General features: G+C 42.7%; 17 protein-coding genes. 4 read left to right on the forward strand and 13 right to left on the reverse strand.

Translation table 11 applies throughout. The features are described from left to right. Nucleotides 1–2: 2 nt before the first annotated feature. A complete protein-coding gene (locus ABDW02_RS09695) occupies nucleotides 3–578 on the forward strand; it encodes an RDD family protein (RefSeq protein WP_343634359.1) in 576 nt (191 codons plus the stop codon). Nucleotides 579–670: 92 nt separating this feature from the next. Here ABDW02_RS09695 and ABDW02_RS09700 read toward each other — a convergent pair whose 3' ends face one another. The 10 genes from ABDW02_RS09700 to upp all read right to left on the reverse strand — a co-directional run bounded on the left by ABDW02_RS09700 (nucleotide 671) and on the right by upp (nucleotide 10665). Beyond that, the gene (locus tag ABDW02_RS09700; RefSeq protein ID WP_343634360.1) at nucleotides 671–1432 is read right to left on the reverse strand and encodes an SDR family oxidoreductase; all 762 of its coding nucleotides are present in this window, start codon (nucleotides 1430–1432) and stop codon (nucleotides 671–673) included. A 159-nt stretch (nucleotides 1433–1591) separates the two neighbouring features. Further along, nucleotides 1592–2515 (reverse strand): helix-turn-helix transcriptional regulator, encoded by a 924-nt coding sequence (locus ABDW02_RS09705; RefSeq protein WP_343634361.1) that lies wholly within the window; start codon nucleotides 2513–2515, stop codon nucleotides 1592–1594. Between the two features lie 109 nt (nucleotides 2516–2624). After that, the gene (locus ABDW02_RS09710) at nucleotides 2625–4349 is read right to left on the reverse strand and encodes a DUF885 domain-containing protein (RefSeq protein ID WP_343634362.1); all 1725 of its coding nucleotides are present in this window, start codon (nucleotides 4347–4349) and stop codon (nucleotides 2625–2627) included. A 30-nt stretch (nucleotides 4350–4379) separates the two neighbouring features. Further along, nucleotides 4380–5246: a DUF6265 family protein gene (locus tag ABDW02_RS09715; protein WP_343634363.1), complete on the reverse strand. Its 867-nt coding sequence runs from the start codon at nucleotides 5244–5246 to the stop codon at nucleotides 4380–4382. 188 nt (nucleotides 5247–5434) lie between these two features. Further along, nucleotides 5435–5884, reverse strand: coding sequence for a KTSC domain-containing protein (locus tag ABDW02_RS09720; RefSeq protein ID WP_343634364.1), 450 nt, complete (start codon nucleotides 5882–5884; stop codon nucleotides 5435–5437). 96 nt (nucleotides 5885–5980) lie between these two features. Continuing rightward, entirely contained in the window at nucleotides 5981–7123 is a 1143-nt protein-coding gene (locus ABDW02_RS09725; protein ID WP_343634365.1) for a DEAD/DEAH box helicase, read from the reverse strand. Nucleotides 7124–7202: 79 nt separating this feature from the next. Beyond that, entirely contained in the window at nucleotides 7203–8687 is a 1485-nt protein-coding gene (locus ABDW02_RS09730) for a gliding motility-associated C-terminal domain-containing protein (protein ID WP_343634366.1), read from the reverse strand. A 133-nt stretch (nucleotides 8688–8820) separates the two neighbouring features. Further along, the gene (locus ABDW02_RS09735) at nucleotides 8821–9537 is read right to left on the reverse strand and encodes a YjjG family noncanonical pyrimidine nucleotidase (protein WP_343634367.1); all 717 of its coding nucleotides are present in this window, start codon (nucleotides 9535–9537) and stop codon (nucleotides 8821–8823) included. Further along, nucleotides 9537–10007 carry a hypothetical protein gene (locus ABDW02_RS09740; RefSeq protein ID WP_343634368.1) on the reverse strand — a complete coding sequence of 157 codons (471 nt, stop codon included), beginning with the start codon at nucleotides 10005–10007 and terminating at the stop codon, nucleotides 9537–9539. Before ABDW02_RS09740 ends, ABDW02_RS09735 begins: the two co-directional genes overlap by 1 nt. 10 nt (nucleotides 10008–10017) lie before the next feature. Continuing rightward, nucleotides 10018–10665, reverse strand: a complete 648-nt coding sequence (upp, locus tag ABDW02_RS09745) for a uracil phosphoribosyltransferase (protein ID WP_343634369.1) — start codon at nucleotides 10663–10665, stop codon at nucleotides 10018–10020. Between the two features lie 165 nt (nucleotides 10666–10830). Between upp and ABDW02_RS09750 the strand changes: the two genes are divergently transcribed. Together ABDW02_RS09750 and ABDW02_RS09755 are read left to right on the forward strand one after the other, a co-directional pair. Continuing rightward, nucleotides 10831–12597 (forward strand): ABC transporter ATP-binding protein, encoded by a 1767-nt coding sequence (locus ABDW02_RS09750; RefSeq protein ID WP_343634370.1) that lies wholly within the window; start codon nucleotides 10831–10833, stop codon nucleotides 12595–12597. Further along, nucleotides 12594–13460: a substrate-binding domain-containing protein gene (locus ABDW02_RS09755; protein ID WP_343634371.1), complete on the forward strand. Its 867-nt coding sequence runs from the start codon at nucleotides 12594–12596 to the stop codon at nucleotides 13458–13460. The genes ABDW02_RS09750 and ABDW02_RS09755 overlap by 4 nt, the downstream gene beginning before the upstream one ends. A gap of 125 nt (nucleotides 13461–13585) precedes the next feature. Here ABDW02_RS09755 and ABDW02_RS09760 read toward each other — a convergent pair whose 3' ends face one another. Continuing rightward, on the reverse strand, nucleotides 13586–13861 hold the full coding sequence (locus ABDW02_RS09760; RefSeq protein WP_343634372.1) for a hypothetical protein: 276 nt from the start codon (nucleotides 13859–13861) through the stop codon (nucleotides 13586–13588). 25 nt (nucleotides 13862–13886) lie between these two features. On the opposite strand from ABDW02_RS09760, the gene ABDW02_RS09765 reads away from it, so the two are divergent. Further along, nucleotides 13887–14309, forward strand: coding sequence for a hypothetical protein (locus tag ABDW02_RS09765; protein WP_343634373.1), 423 nt, complete (start codon nucleotides 13887–13889; stop codon nucleotides 14307–14309). A gap of 49 nt (nucleotides 14310–14358) precedes the next feature. Here ABDW02_RS09765 and ABDW02_RS09770 read toward each other — a convergent pair whose 3' ends face one another. Both ABDW02_RS09770 and ahcY read right to left on the reverse strand, forming a co-directional pair. Continuing rightward, on the reverse strand, nucleotides 14359–15900 hold the full coding sequence (locus tag ABDW02_RS09770) for a glycosyltransferase family 39 protein (RefSeq protein WP_343634374.1): 1542 nt from the start codon (nucleotides 15898–15900) through the stop codon (nucleotides 14359–14361). Between the two features lie 175 nt (nucleotides 15901–16075). Next, nucleotides 16076–17389: an adenosylhomocysteinase gene (gene ahcY, locus ABDW02_RS09775; protein WP_343634375.1), complete on the reverse strand. Its 1314-nt coding sequence runs from the start codon at nucleotides 17387–17389 to the stop codon at nucleotides 16076–16078. Nucleotides 17390–17515: the final 126 nt, after the last annotated feature.

Raw genomic sequence — 17515 nt, forward strand, 5'->3', positions numbered from 1 at the left:
TTATGAAAACAATCGAACACCTGAAAATTGAAAAAACCGTCTATAAGAAGCAACGGGACGAAAACGGGAATGTGATTCAGGTTCCTGAAACAAAAATGGTCGGAAGGCCACCTGAGGTTGTAAGCCAGGGAGTGCGTTTCGGATACTTCATGATCGATGTCGTATTCTTTTACATCATCACTTTTATTATCGGAGTTGTTATCGGGATCATCGTAGTAGCAACCGGAAATGTAGAAGAATTGCGACCTGACTCGGGGCTTATCAAATTCCTGGATAAGATGGGATACCTGATTTTCTTCCTCTATTATGCCATTTCCGAAGGGCTGGGAGGAACAACTTTAGGAAAGTTGATCTGCGGTTATACCGTAATTGATGAGTATGCCAATAAAGTTCCTTTTTCGAAAGCTTTGTTGCGCACCGTTTGCAGGTACATTCCGTTTGAAGCCTTTTCCTGCTTTGCAGAACGCGGATGGCACGACACCTTGTCTAAAACGTATGTGGTTAAAAGATCCGAAAAGGCAGAACTTCAAAAATTGATGGGTTCTTTTGAGGCTAAAGAAGCGGATATTTTAGATTAAAAGCTATAGAGCATATTCAGCATAAAAACCTTCCGGGTCATTCCGGAAGGTTTTTTTATCATATCATGATATCACGATATTGTAAAGTCGGATTACAAATGTGTTCCCCCGGAAACCTCGATGCGTTGTCCGTTAATCCAACGGGATTCATTTGTACACAGGAAAGCAACCACATCCCCGATATCGTCCGGCAATCCTGCTCTTCCAAGGGCTGTAGAATCCGCAACCATTTTATTGTAGTCGGCATTATCGCGCACTGCTCCGCCACCGAAATCTGTTTCAATTGCTCCGGGCGCCACACAGTTTACACGGATCTGACGTGGCCCCAATTCCTGAGCCAGGTATCTGGACAGTTGTTCAACCGCAGCTTTCAGTGATCCATAAACAGAATATCCCGGTGCAGTAAATCGCGCCAAACCACTGGAAATATTTACGATCCCACCTCCATCATTTACAAACGGTACGATCAATTGTGTTAATAAGAATGGTGCTTTGAAATGGATATTCATCAAAGAGTCCACCACCGAAACTTCTGTTGCACCCAATGGTGAAGGCAGACCGATTCCGGCGTTGTTTACCAGGAAGTCAATTTTCTCCGTATTGAATTTCTCTTTTACCTGGTTTCTCAACTCAGCAACAAATGTTTCGAATGTATCCGCTTTGCTCACGTCCAAAGGAAGTGCAATTGCCTCCGCCCCTTTTGCCTGAACTTCTGCGATTACTTTATCTGCTTCTGTTTTATTCGTGTGGTAAGTAAAGACCACATTGATTCCTTTTTCTGCCAATTTGTTTGCCATACTTCTGCCTAGTCCACGGCTTCCTCCTGTAATAAGTGCTATTTTGTTTGTTTTCATGTGTTTTAATTTGATAAAACAAAGGTAGAACACAAATCAGGGGAAGTGTTTGCATGAAGCAATCCAACTGTTGCGAAAATCAATCATAATTATCAATGAGAAAATTAGCAATTATCAAGTCATGTACGGCTTGATAATTGAGTCATTTATAATTGATCATTAATTCCGGAACGTATTCGGTGTAATTTGAGCGTGCTTGCGGAAGAAATTGGAAAAATGAGCCACTTCTTCAAATCCCAGGCAGTAAGCAATTTCAGAAACAGTCCAGTTGGTTTGCTTCAGCAGGATCTTTGCTTCCTGTGTAATCCGGTTCCCGATAACCTCCGTAGTGGTTCTTCCGGTATTTTCTTTCAGTACTTTATTGAGGTGATTGACATGAACAGACAAGCGGTCCGCATAATCCTTAGCCGTTCTCAAACCGATGCGCTGCTGATTGGATTCAATGGGAAATTGCCGTTCCAGTAATTCAACAAACAGCGAAGTAACACGCTCGGAAGCAGAATGTTTCGGGTACAAAACAGAAGCCGGCTGCAATTTTTGTCCCAGATGGATGAGTTCCATCACGTAATTCCGGATCAGATCGTATTTAAATGCATAATCCGAAGTTTGCTCTGCCCGCATCTTTGAAAAAAGTGTTTGCAGGTATTCATACTCACTTTCAGATAATTCAAATACCGGAACACTTCCCGGGCTGAAGATCGGAAGTTCATCCAGAATAAAGCCGGTATTCGCTCTGGTAATAAAATCCGGGCTGAAAACACAAAATACCGCGCTGTGACTGTCATCTTCAGACGTATAGTTGTAAGGAACTTTCGGTGTAGCAAAAAGCAAGGCATACTTCTCAACATCAATGACTTTATCTGCGTATTCGGCCGTACTTTTCCCCGAAATCAAACTGATCTTGTAATACAAACGCCGGTTGTAAGGCATTTTGCCTTTCTTGCCATTATTCTGTGCAAGCAATTCGTTGGTATCAAACACATTGAATTGCCCCAACTCTTTACTGATTCCTTCCGGAACAAGAGCTGAACCGTTGATATTACAGATCGATTGATAAAACTCTTCCAGGCTGATGAACTCCATAACTGTGAATTGCAAAATTCAAATATACGGAGATTAATTATCAATTATAAATGTTGTAATTATCAGAAAGATTTACTCTTGATAATTGATAATTACCTCATTCATCATTCTATTTAGCCAGCATCATCGCGCGGATATCTCTCACGGGGGCGCTTCCGTAACCCAGGAATTTTTCGTGGAAGGCTTTCAGGTTAAATGCTTTCCCTTCTTTTTTCTTCCATTCCTCGCGCAGACTGCAGATTTCCGTAAAACCGGTAAAGTAACTGCATAATTGCACCTGGCTTAAAGTTGCCCGTTTCCATTTTCCTTCGGCTTCAGCTTGTTGCTGATAAGCTTCATTGATCAGCAAATTCATCGCTTGTTCTTTACTGAAATGAAGGTTATGCACCGAATAATCCAAAATCGTGTTGCAGGTTGTTCTTAAATTCCATTTGTAGTACATCAGCCACATTTCCGGACTATTTCCTCCATACCCGTTTTCAAGCATCATCAATTCCGTATAGACCGCCCAACCTTCTACCATTGCCCCATTGCCGAAAATGGATTTGATGATACTCGGTGAATTGTTGCTGTAAATCAACTGCGTGTAATGCCCCGGAACTGCTTCGTGAATATTCAGGATCTGCAGCACATAGTGATTATACTCGCGCAAATAACTTTCCGATTTCTCTGCCGGCCAACCGTTCATACTTCCAACATTGTAATACGTATTCCCGCCTTTGTCATACGGCCCGGGAGCAGAAATGGAAGCTCCTGCAACTCCCGCCATGTAATCCGGTTCGCGGCGAACAACCAGTGGTTTCTTCGGGTCCAGGTAAATGAGGTTTTTGTCTTTTACAAATTTCTCCAGCTGCGGAATCTGCTTTTCAATGTCTTTCTGGAAATTTTCCGGCGTTGTATGCTGCAGGGAAATCTGGTCGATCAGTTGCCTGACCAATTCATACCCGTTTGCCGGCATCGGCCTATCCCCCATGTGCTTATCCCAAATCTGAATAGCAATGTCCATCATTTTCTGATGCAGTTCTTCCTTATGAGCCAGGGCACTTTGGTAGATTTCCTTCGCCGATTTATCCGACTGGATATCAAACTCAAATTTCTTCGCATACAATTTCGTTCCCAGGCGGAAACTTCGCGGGTTCGGATTCGGCAGTTTTTCGAGCCAGTTGGCGTAGTCATTGATTGCCTGAATGGCCGCTTCACTGCGATTTAGTAATTCGGCTTTTTCAGCGGAGGTCAATTTACTCTTTTCCAATGCAGCGGGTAAATCCGCAGAGAAAACCGACAATCCGCCACGATTTTGTTCAATGGCAAGTTGAGTATGTTCTTTTGTCGGGTTTTTGATATTCTTTTTTGCAGCAGCGTAATAAGCCGGAACATTTTTCAAGCGGATGGAGAAATTGGTTAATCGCTCGTCCAATGGAGCATAATTATTGCCCAGCATTTCGGCAAAACCACCGCAAACATTGTAATTAGACGGATTCCATTCCCCGGATTTCAACTCTTCACGCTCCCAATTAGCTCCATCCAGGTAATTGCGGATCAATTTCCAATCAATCTGGTTTGCTTCGGAAAGTTCTCCGGACTGGAATTCATTGAGCTGTTCCAACTCTTTCTGTACAAACCGCCGCTCTTTTTCCTCCCGTGCTTTGTCTGGTATAACCAGCACAGAATCGTATTTGTGATAACCCGTACTGCTCGCCCATCCGGGATTCATTTCCCACAAACGCAGTACAAATGCTTCTTTGTATTGGTCAAATTCAGCATCTTTGTTCACTTTTTCTTCCTGGCACGCAGCCAAAACACCAATCATTGCACAAAAAAACCATTTTTTCATCCCGAAAATTTTAGATAAGAATACGGATTATTAAAATTTCTTCCGCCAGATTTTATCGGAAGCTTCCAAATATTCAGGCAATGCCGCTGAACCATACCAGGGAATGATGTCGTAAGCAAGAAGCCCCGAGTTAACAGCAGGATCTGTTTTCAGCAAAGCCTCCGCCTCTTCTGTTGTGGCAACGTTGAAAATGAACAAGCCGCGATAAGTCAGACTATTTTTCCCGAAAGGACCTGCAACGATTAATTTCCCTTCATCTACCAGGCGGCCGATATTTCCCATGTGGCCTGTGAAACAGCTATCGATGTATTTTTTATCCGTGGTGGTATTCGATCCGGTTTTCAAAACAACAAACAGGTAGCTTTTCATACCGTGATCGTCGCCTTTTAGTTTTTCAGCCAATGTTTTGTCGTAATTCGGGTTATCCGTCGTGTTTTCTTCTTTCACAGTAAAAAGTGCCGGCTTCGTCTTCTTCATTTTAAAACTGAAGCCGGTATTTTTTTCGCCGGAAACCTGTACAAAAATTTCCGTGGAGGAAATCATGCGGTAAGAGATCTTTTTCGGAAAATCATGGGCTTTGTTTTCGAACACAAACCCGGAATCCGAAGCTACAAGCTTAAATTCCACCGGCTTTCCGTTATTCTGGCCTATCACAGTAGGAATATAGAACGTTCCATCTTTTCGCTGCACCAGATCGAGGTATTCGTTCATCTTGATTTCGCCGTTTTTTACTTCGTAAGAATATCCTTTCAGGGAAGTGGAAGACAATTTATCCCAATGCTCATAGGTCGTTTGATCTTCGGACAACCAGGTTCCGACAAGAAAATCCGGAAATTTATTTTGTGTAAAAGCGGTGCCGGATAAACCAAGCAGCCATACGAATAAGAGCTTTTTCATAAGTAATCGGTCTGTCTTTCAAAAATAAGGAAATAAAGACCATAAAACTTACGCGATTCAGATTAAAACTCCCGTAATTTCCCGCAGACGAACACAGAGGAACACAGAAGAATAGCTATAAAACCGAATAGGTATATAGTTTAGAAAATCTTATTGCCTATGTTTCTATGTGACCTATTGTGGTTCCTTTAAGCTTCTACCGTTCCCTTACTCGCCATGCGGTAAGTGTGCGTAGTAAAAATGTGCCTGCGGGCAAAACGCTCGGGAGTCGGTGATTGCGCTAATTTTTTGTAAGTGTTATTCGGAACACCGAAATACTCGAACACCTGTCCGTTGAGGAAAGTTACTTTTAAGGTCAGGCCCTTGTAGTGAAAATCAGCAATCATGGAGGTGTTGATCGTTTCCTGGTATTCTTCGAAGTTCTGCTCTAATGTTTCAGGTGCGATACTGACCAAAAAATGGTACGCATCGATGATCTCCAAACTTCTTTTTTCAGCTTCCGCTCTCAAGGGATCATCTTCCAGGAATTTATCCGGGTGCCACTCTTTTACCAGTTTGCGGTAAGTGGTTTTCAATTGAGCCAAAGTAACTTCCTCTTCTACCTGGAAGAGTTTTTTATATGCTGCAATGCGTTTCATCTTTTGTGGATTTTTAGACAACAAGATTCCAGGATGTTACAACTGAAATTCCGGTCTGATTGTATTTTAATTTGTCTTTATTGGTTTGGGACAGGATCAATATCCGTGAAGATCCAATTGGTCTGTCTCTTCAAACGGAACCTGTTTTCCCATTTTCTTTTGAATAATTTTAAAATGATGTTCATCATCAGGAGACACGAAAGTCAGGGCTTCACCGCTTGCTTCAGCTCTTCCCGTTCTACCGATCCGGTGCACAAAATCTTTAGGCGAACGCGGTAATTCGTAGTTGATCACAAAAGGTAAAAACTCAATATCAATTCCACGGGCAATTAAATCCGTAGCAACCATTACTTTTAAATGTCCGGCTTTGAAATTACGCATCACGCGGGTTCTCGCATCCTGACTTTTCTTACTGTGAATGGCCTGGGCATCGATGTTGTTTTTACGCAATTTCTCAACAACCTGATCTGCCTTGAAAGTAGAACTGGTAAATACCAGCACTTGTTTCATGTTGCGCGAACGAATCAAATAGCGAAGCAGAGGTCCTTTTCGATCATCCGAAACACGAAAAGCCGTTTGTTGGATCAAGTCAATGGAATCGGCTTCTTTTTCAATCTTCAGCACAATCGGATTGTGTAAAACCAGTTGCGTGATTTCAGATACTTTATCATTTAAGGTTGCCGAAAACAATAAGTTCTGACGTTTCTTCGGTATCCAACCCAAAATGCGTTTCATCTCTTCCTGAAAATCCAGGTTCAGCAATTTATCTGCCTCATCCAGCACCAGCGATTTCAGAGTACCTAATTGGATGGCATTGGATTCTGCCAGTTCGATTAACCGGCCGGGAGTTGCAATTAGAATGGAAACGCCCATCATGGCTTTCATTTGCGGATTGATGGAAACTCCACCATAAACGGCTTTTACTTTTTGCGGTTCCGGAAAGGAGCGGGCAAATTCTTTGAACACTTCTTCCACCTGGATCGCTAATTCGCGAGTCGGAACCAGGATTAATGATTGAATGTGACGGTTCTTTGCTTTTTCAGCCTTCGAAAGCATGGTTAAAATCGGGAGTGCATAACTGGCCGTTTTTCCGGAACCTGTCGGTGCAATTCCCAGAACATCTTTCCCTGTAAGAATCGCCGGAATAGCCTGGTCCTGAATCGGTGTCGGCTTTTCATAGTTCATTTCGGTTAAGGCTTTCAATAAAAATGGCGATAAGCCGAAAGAAGAAAATGACATCCTGTTTTATTTAAGGATGCAAAGGTACTGAAATTTTATTGGTGAACACAATCAGGCTCTTACAGGTAACTTCTTCCGTTTACCGGACCAAATGTAAAAAACCCTGTTTGCTGAATTGCTCCGTTTCCAGAACATTGGAATATATCAGGGTGTAAAAATATACACCTTCGGCAGCCTGGCTTCCGTTGATTCTTCCATCCCAGTTCGGGTAATCATTGTCTACATAATACACCGGGTTTCCCCACCGGTTGAAAATGGTAAACTGCTGCACTTTTACCCACTGTTTGGAAGGCATAATCAGGTTGAATAGTTCGTTGTTGTTTCCTGAATCATTGTTCGGAGTAAATATGTTGGGTATGGTCACAACCGGGTCACAATACATTTCAACCACCACGGAATCCCTGGATTCACAACCCAGAAGGGGCTCTGTCATGTCAATGAAATACCAGCCCTGCGCACTTAAATCGTTCGGCACAGGATAGGTCGGTTGTGTAAGCATGGGCGGCGACCAAAAATTAGTCACAGACGGATCCGGTGATCCCGTGAGGACCAAATCAGCCGTATCCGGACAATAATGAATCACTTGTCCTCCATAAGTTATTTCGGGATTCGGAACGATTGTTACAGTCGAAGTAGCACTTAAATCGTGGTTATTGAACGATACTTCCAGCGTATAAACTCCGGACTGATCAATCCATATGAGTGTATCATCGAGATTCAGCGGATTGGGAAAATCAATGGTATTCCAGTTTACCAGCGTGTCGCCGTTCGGAGCAATCCAGCGGTAACTTGTCAGATTATCAGTATAAAAGCTTAAAAAATGTGTGGTATCACCCTCGCAAAACGAAACATCATCCAGTTCAAGCGATGTTTGCGGAAAACAAATTTGCTGCAGGTTTGTAGAACCTCCGGTAGATGCTGTAAATCCCCATACCACATTCGGATCTCCGCCAAAAATGTCTGTGACAATATCACCGGTATAAGAAAGTCTCAGAGCTCCGTCAAAGTACATATCCAACTGATGGTCTGTGGAATTCCATACGACACGCGTTTGATGAAAAGTTCCGTCTTCGACATTCAGTCCGCCGACAGACAAAGGAACCGAAGAAACCAGCGGCGCCGCCTGATTTCCGTTCATATAAAGCCCGGTATGGTCTTCCGGGATATCATCCACACCTACGCCGTTATCCCAGGTATCGTACTCAATTGCAATGGAAGGGATAATTCCTACATATCCGATTCCTCCTCCCACACTTCCAAATTGCACAGTAGCCGGACTTCTCATCACAAAGGCAAACCCATCCGCTCCGTTCGCATCGTGAGTTCCAAGTGTCAGGCAAAAAACGGCATCAAATGAATTGGAAAGGTCAATGGTATTCAAATCCCAGACCGCTCCGGCCTGATTGGTCACATCGTCCGTAAGCGTAAAACAACTGTCTACGGAAGTGCAAACGGCAGAAGTAATCGTCGGTATTCCATAACTATCTCCGACAGTTACGTAATTCTGAGCCTGAGAAACCAGTGTAAGCAGCACGGAAAATGCCAGTAGTATTCGTTTTTTCATAGCAGACAAATATGAGGTGCGAGTTTCGATGTTATAAAGAAATCAAATTATTGTAAAAAGTACAATTAGTTTTGCAAAAAACATCACTTTGTCGTTTTTTTCTGCCTGAATACTTTTAAAAATGATCTGGTTTTTAGTTCGCCACGATCGGCAGGAGGTTTACCAACTCCGGGATTTCAGACAATTCGCGAATACGCGGAACGTTTCGTTCTTTCTTGTATTTGTGCTCCGGATCAAAGTGAATGGCTGTCCAGCCTGCATTCAACGCACCGATAATATCGGCTTTAAAATCATCTCCGATCATGATAGCATGTTCGGTTTTGCAATTGGTGAGACGAAGGGCTTCCTGGAAAATCTCCCGGTGCGGCTTGGTCACACCGATTTCTTCCGAACACAAAACGGTATCAAAAAAATGACTGATCCCGCTTCTTTCCAGTTTGATGTGCTGTACTTCCTTGAAGCCATTCGTTATGATATGCAGTGCATAATCCTGCTGCTTCAGGGTTTCCAGCATTTGAACTGCTCCCGGAAAAAGGGCTGTCTGGTGCGGAGAAAGCGCAATGTACCCGTCGCTCATTTGTTTTGCAAGCACTTCATCGTGAATTCCATGATGGGCCAGCGCTTTTTTGAACCGGTTATCGCGCAATTCTTCTTTGGTCAGCTTTCCGTTCCCATATTGGTTCCACAGATCTGCATTGATCCGGATATAGGTATGGTGAAAATGCAGAAAATGCTCGATCGAATCTCCCAGTTTCAAATCGTCATACAGGTATTGCAGGGCGAAACGCGAATTGGTTTCAAAATCCCAAAGGGTTCTGTCGAGGTCAAAAAACAGTTGACGAACTTTCATTAAAATAAGGCTTTTATTCCGTAGGCCAAACCGGTTGTAATGGCGCCGTTCATGCAAATTCCAACCAAAATAAGCGGGAATGTGCGTTTCTCTTTTCCGTAAAACTTAGCTGTCACAATTGATCCGATCGGAACAGACAGAAAAAGAGGTGCATAAAAAGCAATTCCATAAATCCCGAAGCGGCGCTTCAGTTTTACGATGAGTTTGTTGAAACGCGTAAATTTCGGTTTGTGTTTCAAAGGAATTCCTTTCGCAATCGATTCATGCAGCAAAGCTTTGCGTTTCTTGTGTGCACGGATCATGAAAAACTCACTTGAAAAATAGAAAATAAATGCTGCCATTATTGCCCCGGAAATACAGGAAATATAAGTCTCCAGGAAATTTAGTTTCATAATTGGTCCGCTAAACGGCGCAAACATGAACTTAATCATGGATAAACCAAAAAGCGAGAAATAGAGGTGCCAGTGCATAATTATCTTCTTAACATTTTACTCCGTAAGCCAAATCTCCGGCATCACCCAATCCCGGAACGATGTATGACTGAGCGGTCAATTCCTTATCAATAGCACCCACCCAAATACTGATTGTATCCGGAAGGTGTTTTTTCACAAATTCAATAGCTTCCGGTGCTGCAATAGCCGACACAATATGCACTTTCGCAGGTTTTCCCTGTTTGAGTAATGCCTTATAAACCATTACCATCGAACTTCCGGTTGCCAGCATCGGATCGGAAATAATCAGTGTTTTCCCGTCAATGGACGGTGAAGCCAGGTATTCCACATGAATATCAAAATCTTCTGCAGTCGTGTGCTTCCTGTAAGCAGATACAAAGGCACTTTCCGCGCGGTCAAAATAATTCAGCAATCCCTGGTGCATCGGTAAGCCTGCACGTAAGATTGTTGCCAAAACCGGCTGTTGTTTCAAGGTTTCCACTTCCGCTTCACCCAACGGCGTTGTTACCATTTCTGTCTGGTAATCCATGTGCTTACTCAATTCATAAGCCAATACTTCGGCAACACGTTCCAAATTACGTCTGAAACGCATCGGATCTGTTTGGATCGTACAATCTCTAAGCTCTCCAAGAAAAGTGTTGAAGATGGATGTTGACTGACCTAAATTGTAAACCATAGTATTGAAAATTGGAGGTAAATGTTGTGCTTTCTAACCGGGCGTTCTGCCTATTCGCAAAATAAAGGAATAAAAGCAAACAAAGGAAATAAAAATGCGTTTTGTTAGTGAATTTTAGCAGTTAAAAATAAGTCAAATCCCAATCCTTAGATGTAATTTTGTAACATGGCCAAACAGAGCAAAATTGATTTTCGAATCTTCAGACGTTTATTGAAATTTGCAAAACCTTACAGAGGGCTTTTAATTTTGGCATTTATCTGCACGGTTTCTCTCTCGGTTCTAGGGCCGCTTCGCCCGATGATCATCGGGGATATGGTGCAAAAATATGTGGTCGACGAAACAACCCGGAATGCGGATTCGTTCTTAAAATGGACCCTGATTGTAGCCGGAATTTTACTTTTAGAAGCACTGCTTCAATTCTTAACGGCTTACTTCTCGAATTTGATGGCGCAATCTGTCATCCGTGATATCCGTATCAAGGTATTCAATCACTTGTCTACTTTCCGGATGCAGTTCTTCGACCGTTCACCTGTCGGCGGATTGGTAACGCGCGTTGTTTCGGATATTGAAGCAATTTCGGAGGTTTTCTCTTCCGGGCTGATCGATATTTTAGGAGACTTATTGATGCTGGTTGTTGTTTTGGCGTTGATGTTCTTTACCAACTGGCAGCTTTCGCTATTGGTACTTATTCCCATTCCGATCCTCATTTTTGCTACACGCGTATTTGCCAAAGCCATGCGTAAAAGTTTCCAGCAGGAAGGAACAGCTGTTCACCGGTTGAACTCGTTTGTACAGGAACGTTTGACAGGAATGAACATCGTACAGATTTTCGGCCGCGAAAAAATGGAATATGCAGCTTTCCAGGAAGTAAATAAAACGCACCGGCAAGCTCACGTAAATGCAGTTTGGGCATTCTCAATTTTCTTCCCGGTCGTGGAATTTTTGAGTTCGCTTTCCATGGCTTTGCTGATCGTTTGGTGCGCATTTTACATGACCGGTAACGCGATTGGGGACAAGCAATTATTCGGGACCGTTTTCAGCTTTACGCTTTGGGTTCAGATGTTGTTCCGCCCGATACGCATGCTTGCGGATAAATTCAACATTCTGCAGCGCGGAATTGTGCGTGCCGATAAGGTCTTTGAATTGTTGGATACCAACGAGCACGTTCAGGAATCCGGAACAGTTACCCAACTGGATTTTGAACAGCCACTGAAATTCGAGCATGTTTATTTTGCTTACAAGGAAGAAGATTGGGTGTTGAAAGATATCAATCTGACCATTCAGCCGAAAGAAACCATTGCTTTTGTCGGGGCTACCGGAGCGGGTAAAACATCTATCGTCAATCTGCTGAGCCGCTTTTACGAGTACCAGAAAGGAAGTATTCACATCGGTGAAGTTGAATTGCGTGAAATCCAAATGGACACTTTGCGTAAGAATATTGCCATTGTATTGCAGGATGTTTTCCTGTTTTCGGATACGATTCACAACAACATTACTCTAGGGAATGACGCTATTTCACGTGAAGAAGTCATTGCTGCGGCAAAAGCTGTGGGCGCCGACAGTTTCATTGAGAAATTACCGAACGGGTACGATTACCAGGTCGGAGAACGCGGAGGAGTGCTTTCCGTAGGACAACGGCAATTGCTCGCTTTTATTCGTGCTTACGTGTACAATCCGCATATTCTGATCCTGGATGAAGCGACTTCAAGTGTCGATAATGAATCGGAATTATTGATTCAGCAAGCGACCGAACAACTCACGAAAGGGCGAACTTCTATCGTTATCGCACACCGATTATCTACCATACAGGCAGCAGACAAAATCATTGTCCTGGACAAAGGTGAAATCCAGGAAATGGGATCTCACGAAGAATTATTACGCAAAGATGGAATGTACAAAAAGCTGCACTCCATGCAATTTACAAAGAAATGACAAACGAATTAGGCTTAAAGATCGGCGGTGTTCCTGAACATTTTAATTTACCCTGGAGATTGGCAATCGAAGAAGGAAAGTTCCAGGAAATCGGGTTAAATCTTCATTGGTCTGACATGAGCGGCGGGACCGGCCAAATGATCCGCGGACTGGAAACAGGTTCAATCGATATTGCCGTGCTTTTGACAGAAGGGATTACCAAGTCTATTCTTCAAGGATTAGATGCCAAAATACTGGAAGTTTATGTGGTTTCTCCGCTAAGTTGGGGAATTCACGTACCGCACAAAGGTGCGATCAAAAAACCGGAAGATGTGGAAGACCAAACTTTCGCCATTTCGCGTTATGGATCAGGCTCGCATTTGATGGCATACGTCATGGCTGATCAGCACAACTGGAACCTGGACAACCTGAAATTCAATGTGATCGGCGACGTTTATGGTGGATTGTGGGCATTGGAAAATAACGAAGCACAGGCATTCCTTTGGGAAAAGTATACGACCTTTCCTTTCGTAGAACAGGGAAAATGTGACTATGTGGGCGATGTGGTAACTCCATGGCCTTGTTTCGTGATTGCAGCGCGAAAAGAAATTGCGGAAAAGTACCCGGAAATGTTAGCCGGCATGTGTGCGGTTGTCAATCAAAAAGCACAGGAGGTGAAAGAGAACCCGGATTCAGCAAACATGATTTCGTGGCGTTACAACCTTCCGTTGGAACAGGTTCAAAAATGGCTGTCAGAAACAGATTGGAATTACGAAGGAACTGATTACCCGCTTGCTTTCGAGAAGACCACCCATTACCTCAAAAAATTGAATTTGCTTTCCGAGGAAGAAGCGGAAGGCTGGGAAGAGAAATTGTTTGTATAGGAAGATCAATGAGTTCAAAATGAGTTCAAAATGAGTTCAAAATGAGTTCAAAATGAGTTCAAAATGAGTTCAAAATGAGTTCAAAATTGGAACTTTTTAAACCTTTTGAACCATTAAACTTTCCATCACCATCCATTCGATTGGCGTTTCGCTCTTTTCTGGCGTTTTGCGTTTCGTTTCACGCTTTTCTTCGCTGACTTGGATTGTTTCGCCCAGAATGCTTTCTTAGCTAATTTGGCTTCTTTTTTCGCTGCTTTAGCTTCTTTTTTTCTGCGTTTGGCAATTGTTTTCTCTGCTTTGGCCACAGATCCGTCCTGACTGTATGATGAAGTAACAGATCCCGCACCAAAAATAAACAGTCCGCACAATACAAAGAGTTGTAAAAACGTTCTTAACTTCATAATTTTGTCATTCCAATAAGGTAAAGTGAAAATACGAATCTTTTTATTGATTTTGCTCTTAGCGGGTGTTTCTTGTAAAAAAAACAGGACTCACCCTATTCCAAGTATTGCATTTGATTTCCAGATCGATCTCACATTACCCACTTACCAGGAATTGAACAGTGTTGGCGGCTGGGCCTACGTAAACGGCGGAATCAAAGGAATTGTCGTTTACCGGCAATCCACAGATGTTTTTGTTGCGTGGGAACGCATGTCTCCGGAAGATCCCGATAATGTTTGCGCTACTCCTTTAACGACAGACAGCACCAATTTCCTTCAATTAAACGATGCTTGTTCCGGCGCCAAATTCTCTATGTACGACGGCTCTCCAATCTCGGGCTCCGAGTGGGGATTGCGCAAATATCAGACGGAATGGAACGGCAGTAACTTGCTGAGGATTTATAATTAGTGGAACAGTTCAATAGTTCCAAAATGAAAACTAGTATTATTGATAAGTACTATTGATCTTCATTTTTTTTGAACTCTTTTGAACTCTTTGAACTTTCATTTGCTTCTGTTTTCCAGATTTCTACGTACGAATTTGAGTTCCGCGGGTTGATTCCATGTAAAAATTTATCCACAAATCCGGGCTCTATCTGAGCTTCCAGGTGCATTTTCGGATAGAATACTTTGAAAGTATCGATGCGCTGATCCAGGTTTTTCTGTCCGAAGAAGAAAATATAATCCTGTGGCTCCACTGTATAGAAACTCGCCGGATTAATCGTATCCGTACTCCAGCGTTCCAACACTTTGTACTGCCACTTCCCGGAATAGAAAAATGGCATCATTTCGGGGTTTGTTTCTCCTGTCGCCTCGATTAAAATATGCTCGTCTCCATGCGTTTTTCCGTACAATGCATACATCGTATTCACACGTGATTTTTTGGAAGGCATTACCGTTACAATACAAAATAACGGGATGTTCAGGATCCAGAATGCGATCCAGGAAACCTTCCAGAATCCATTCCAGAATTTACGTGTTCTCAGCTGTTCAATACCCAGGAAAACCAGCACAATTACCAACGGGAAAATCGTTAGGATAAAACGCTCCTGCCTGTTCGGGAAGATCGTATGGAACAACAGGAAAACGAAAGTCGGAATGAATAAAACCAGGTATTTTCTCGCAGATTTGAAATAGGCGATCAAAGCCAGAATTCCAAGCGGAAAAAGCAAAAATCCGAATAAGACGTAGAAATACATGAAGTAATTCGCGTTTTTCATGTAGCGCGTTCCTTCATTCATGTTATAGACCACATATCCTTTGAACTCCGCAAACGGATAGCCCCAGATGAAATAATCGACAACACCCTGGGTAAGCACAAACATAACGAGTGAACCGGCTGTCATCAGGAACAGTTTCCGCCATTCCAGTCTGATGATGTAGTAAATCCCCAAACCGACTGCATAAATGGCAATCTGGTAGCGAAACGAAATCGCAACACCAATTAACAAACCTGCGTAAAACAACGCCCATTTACGGTTTTCCTGCAGTGTCAGCCAAACCGCCCACATCAGGAAAGGAATGCTGACTACTTCCACCAAGTTCCTAACCGACAAGAACGGCATTGCCCACAAAAGAGCCAATACCCAACCTACATAACTTGCTGTTTTCTTGTTGGAGAGTTTTTCCGTGATTAAATAGCCAAAGCGGATAACAAGCAAGGAGAACACCGCATGAACAAGCCTATTTAGCAACATCAGCGTTTTCGGATCTGCAATCCCGATGGATTTTAAACCTGAGAAAAAGAGGTAATTCAGCCCGACATATGTGAAACTATGGCCTTCCGGCGCTGACCCCGCCGGTTTATTCCATGGAAGCCATGCGTTGTAGTCAAAACCATCTGCCCAGGAACCGGCCGCTTCGATCACCAGGAAATGATCGTCGTGCATACTGTAACCTTCTGCAAAAATTGCGGCTATCAATCGAACGATCAATCCAACGAATAAAATGGTTTTAAGCGCTGTCCAATCTATGGTCTTAATTCTTTCAGAAAGTTGCATGAAACAAAATTAGTGAATCTGGTAAATTATGCAATTAAGTTAGGGTTACTTCTTCGTGTAGCGTGCGTGCGCGGGCGCATACGCACGTTCAAGGGGATTAATCCCCTTGACCACGAGTGCGGAATAAAAAAAGGAACCCCTTTCGAGATTCCTTTCTTCTATTTTTTACTATTTCCTAGTATCTGTAAGCGTCTGATTTAAACGGACCTTCTACGGTTACTCCGATATAATCTGCCTGATCCTGTGTCAATGTTTCCAATTCCACACCAATCTTAGCCAAATGCAAACGAGCCACTTTCTCATCCAAATGTTTCGGCAACACGTATACATCGTTCTCATAGTTTGCAGAATTTTCCCACAATTCCAATTGAGCCAATGTTTGGTTGGTAAATGAGTTAGACATTACGAAAGAAGGGTGACCTGTTGCACAACCAAGGTTTACCAAACGACCTTCAGCCAAAATGATGATATCGTTTCCTTTTACGTTGTAAATATCAACCTGCGGCTTCACAGTAGATTTTGTAGCACCGTAGTTTGCATTCAACCAAGCCATATCGATTTCGTTATCGAAGTGACCGATGTTACAAACGATCGTTTTATCTTTCATTTTCTCGAAATGACGACCCATTACGATGTCTTTGTTCCCTGTAGTTGTAACAACGATATCTACATTGTGAACCACAGTATCCAATTTTTTAACCTCGAATCCGTCCATTGCAGCCTGCAACGCACAAATCGGGTCGATTTCTGTAACGATTACACGAGCTCCTGCACCACGCAAAGAAGCTGCTGAACCTTTACCAACGTCTCCGTAACCACAAACAACAGCTACTTTACCAGCCATCATTACGTCAGTTGCGCGACGAATAGAATCTACCAAAGACTCTTTACATCCGTATTTGTTATCGAATTTGGATTTGGTAACTGAATCGTTAACGTTGATTGCAGGCATTACCAATGTTCCGTTTTTCTTACGCTCGTACAAACGGTGAACTCCTGTTGTAGTTTCTTCCGACAATCCGCGGATATCAGCAGTCAATTCAGGGAAACGGTCAAAAACCATATTCGTCAAATCACCTCCGTCATCCAAAATCATGTTCAATGGTTTTCCACCTTCGAATGCGAACAAAGTTTGCTCAATACACCAGTCAAACTCCTCTTCGTTCATTCCTTTCCAAGCGTAAACAGGAATTCCTGCAGCAGCAATTGCAGCAGCGGCGTGATCTTGTGTTGAGAAGATGTTACAAGAAGACCAGGTAACTTCAGCTCCCAATTCAACCAATGTTTCAATTAAAACAGCAGTTTGAATAGTCATGTGTAAACATCCTGCGATACGTGCACCTTTCAAAGGTTTCTTAGCACCGTATTCAGCGCGTAAAGACATTAACCCGGGCATTTCAGCTTCAGCCAAAACGATCTCTTTACGACCCCACTCAGCAAGTGAAATGTCTTTTACTTTGTAAGCTAATTTTTCAGTTGTATTGCTCATAAATGATTGTTTGCTCTTATTTTAAGACTGCAAAGATATGATATAGGTTTGTCATTTAAAAATTATCAATTATGAATGATACAATTATCAAGTTTTTTAGGAGGATTGTAAGTCTTTTAACTTGAT

The organism is Fluviicola sp. (assembly GCF_039596395.1).
Lineage (GTDB): Bacteria > Bacteroidota > Bacteroidia > Flavobacteriales_D > Crocinitomicaceae > Fluviicola.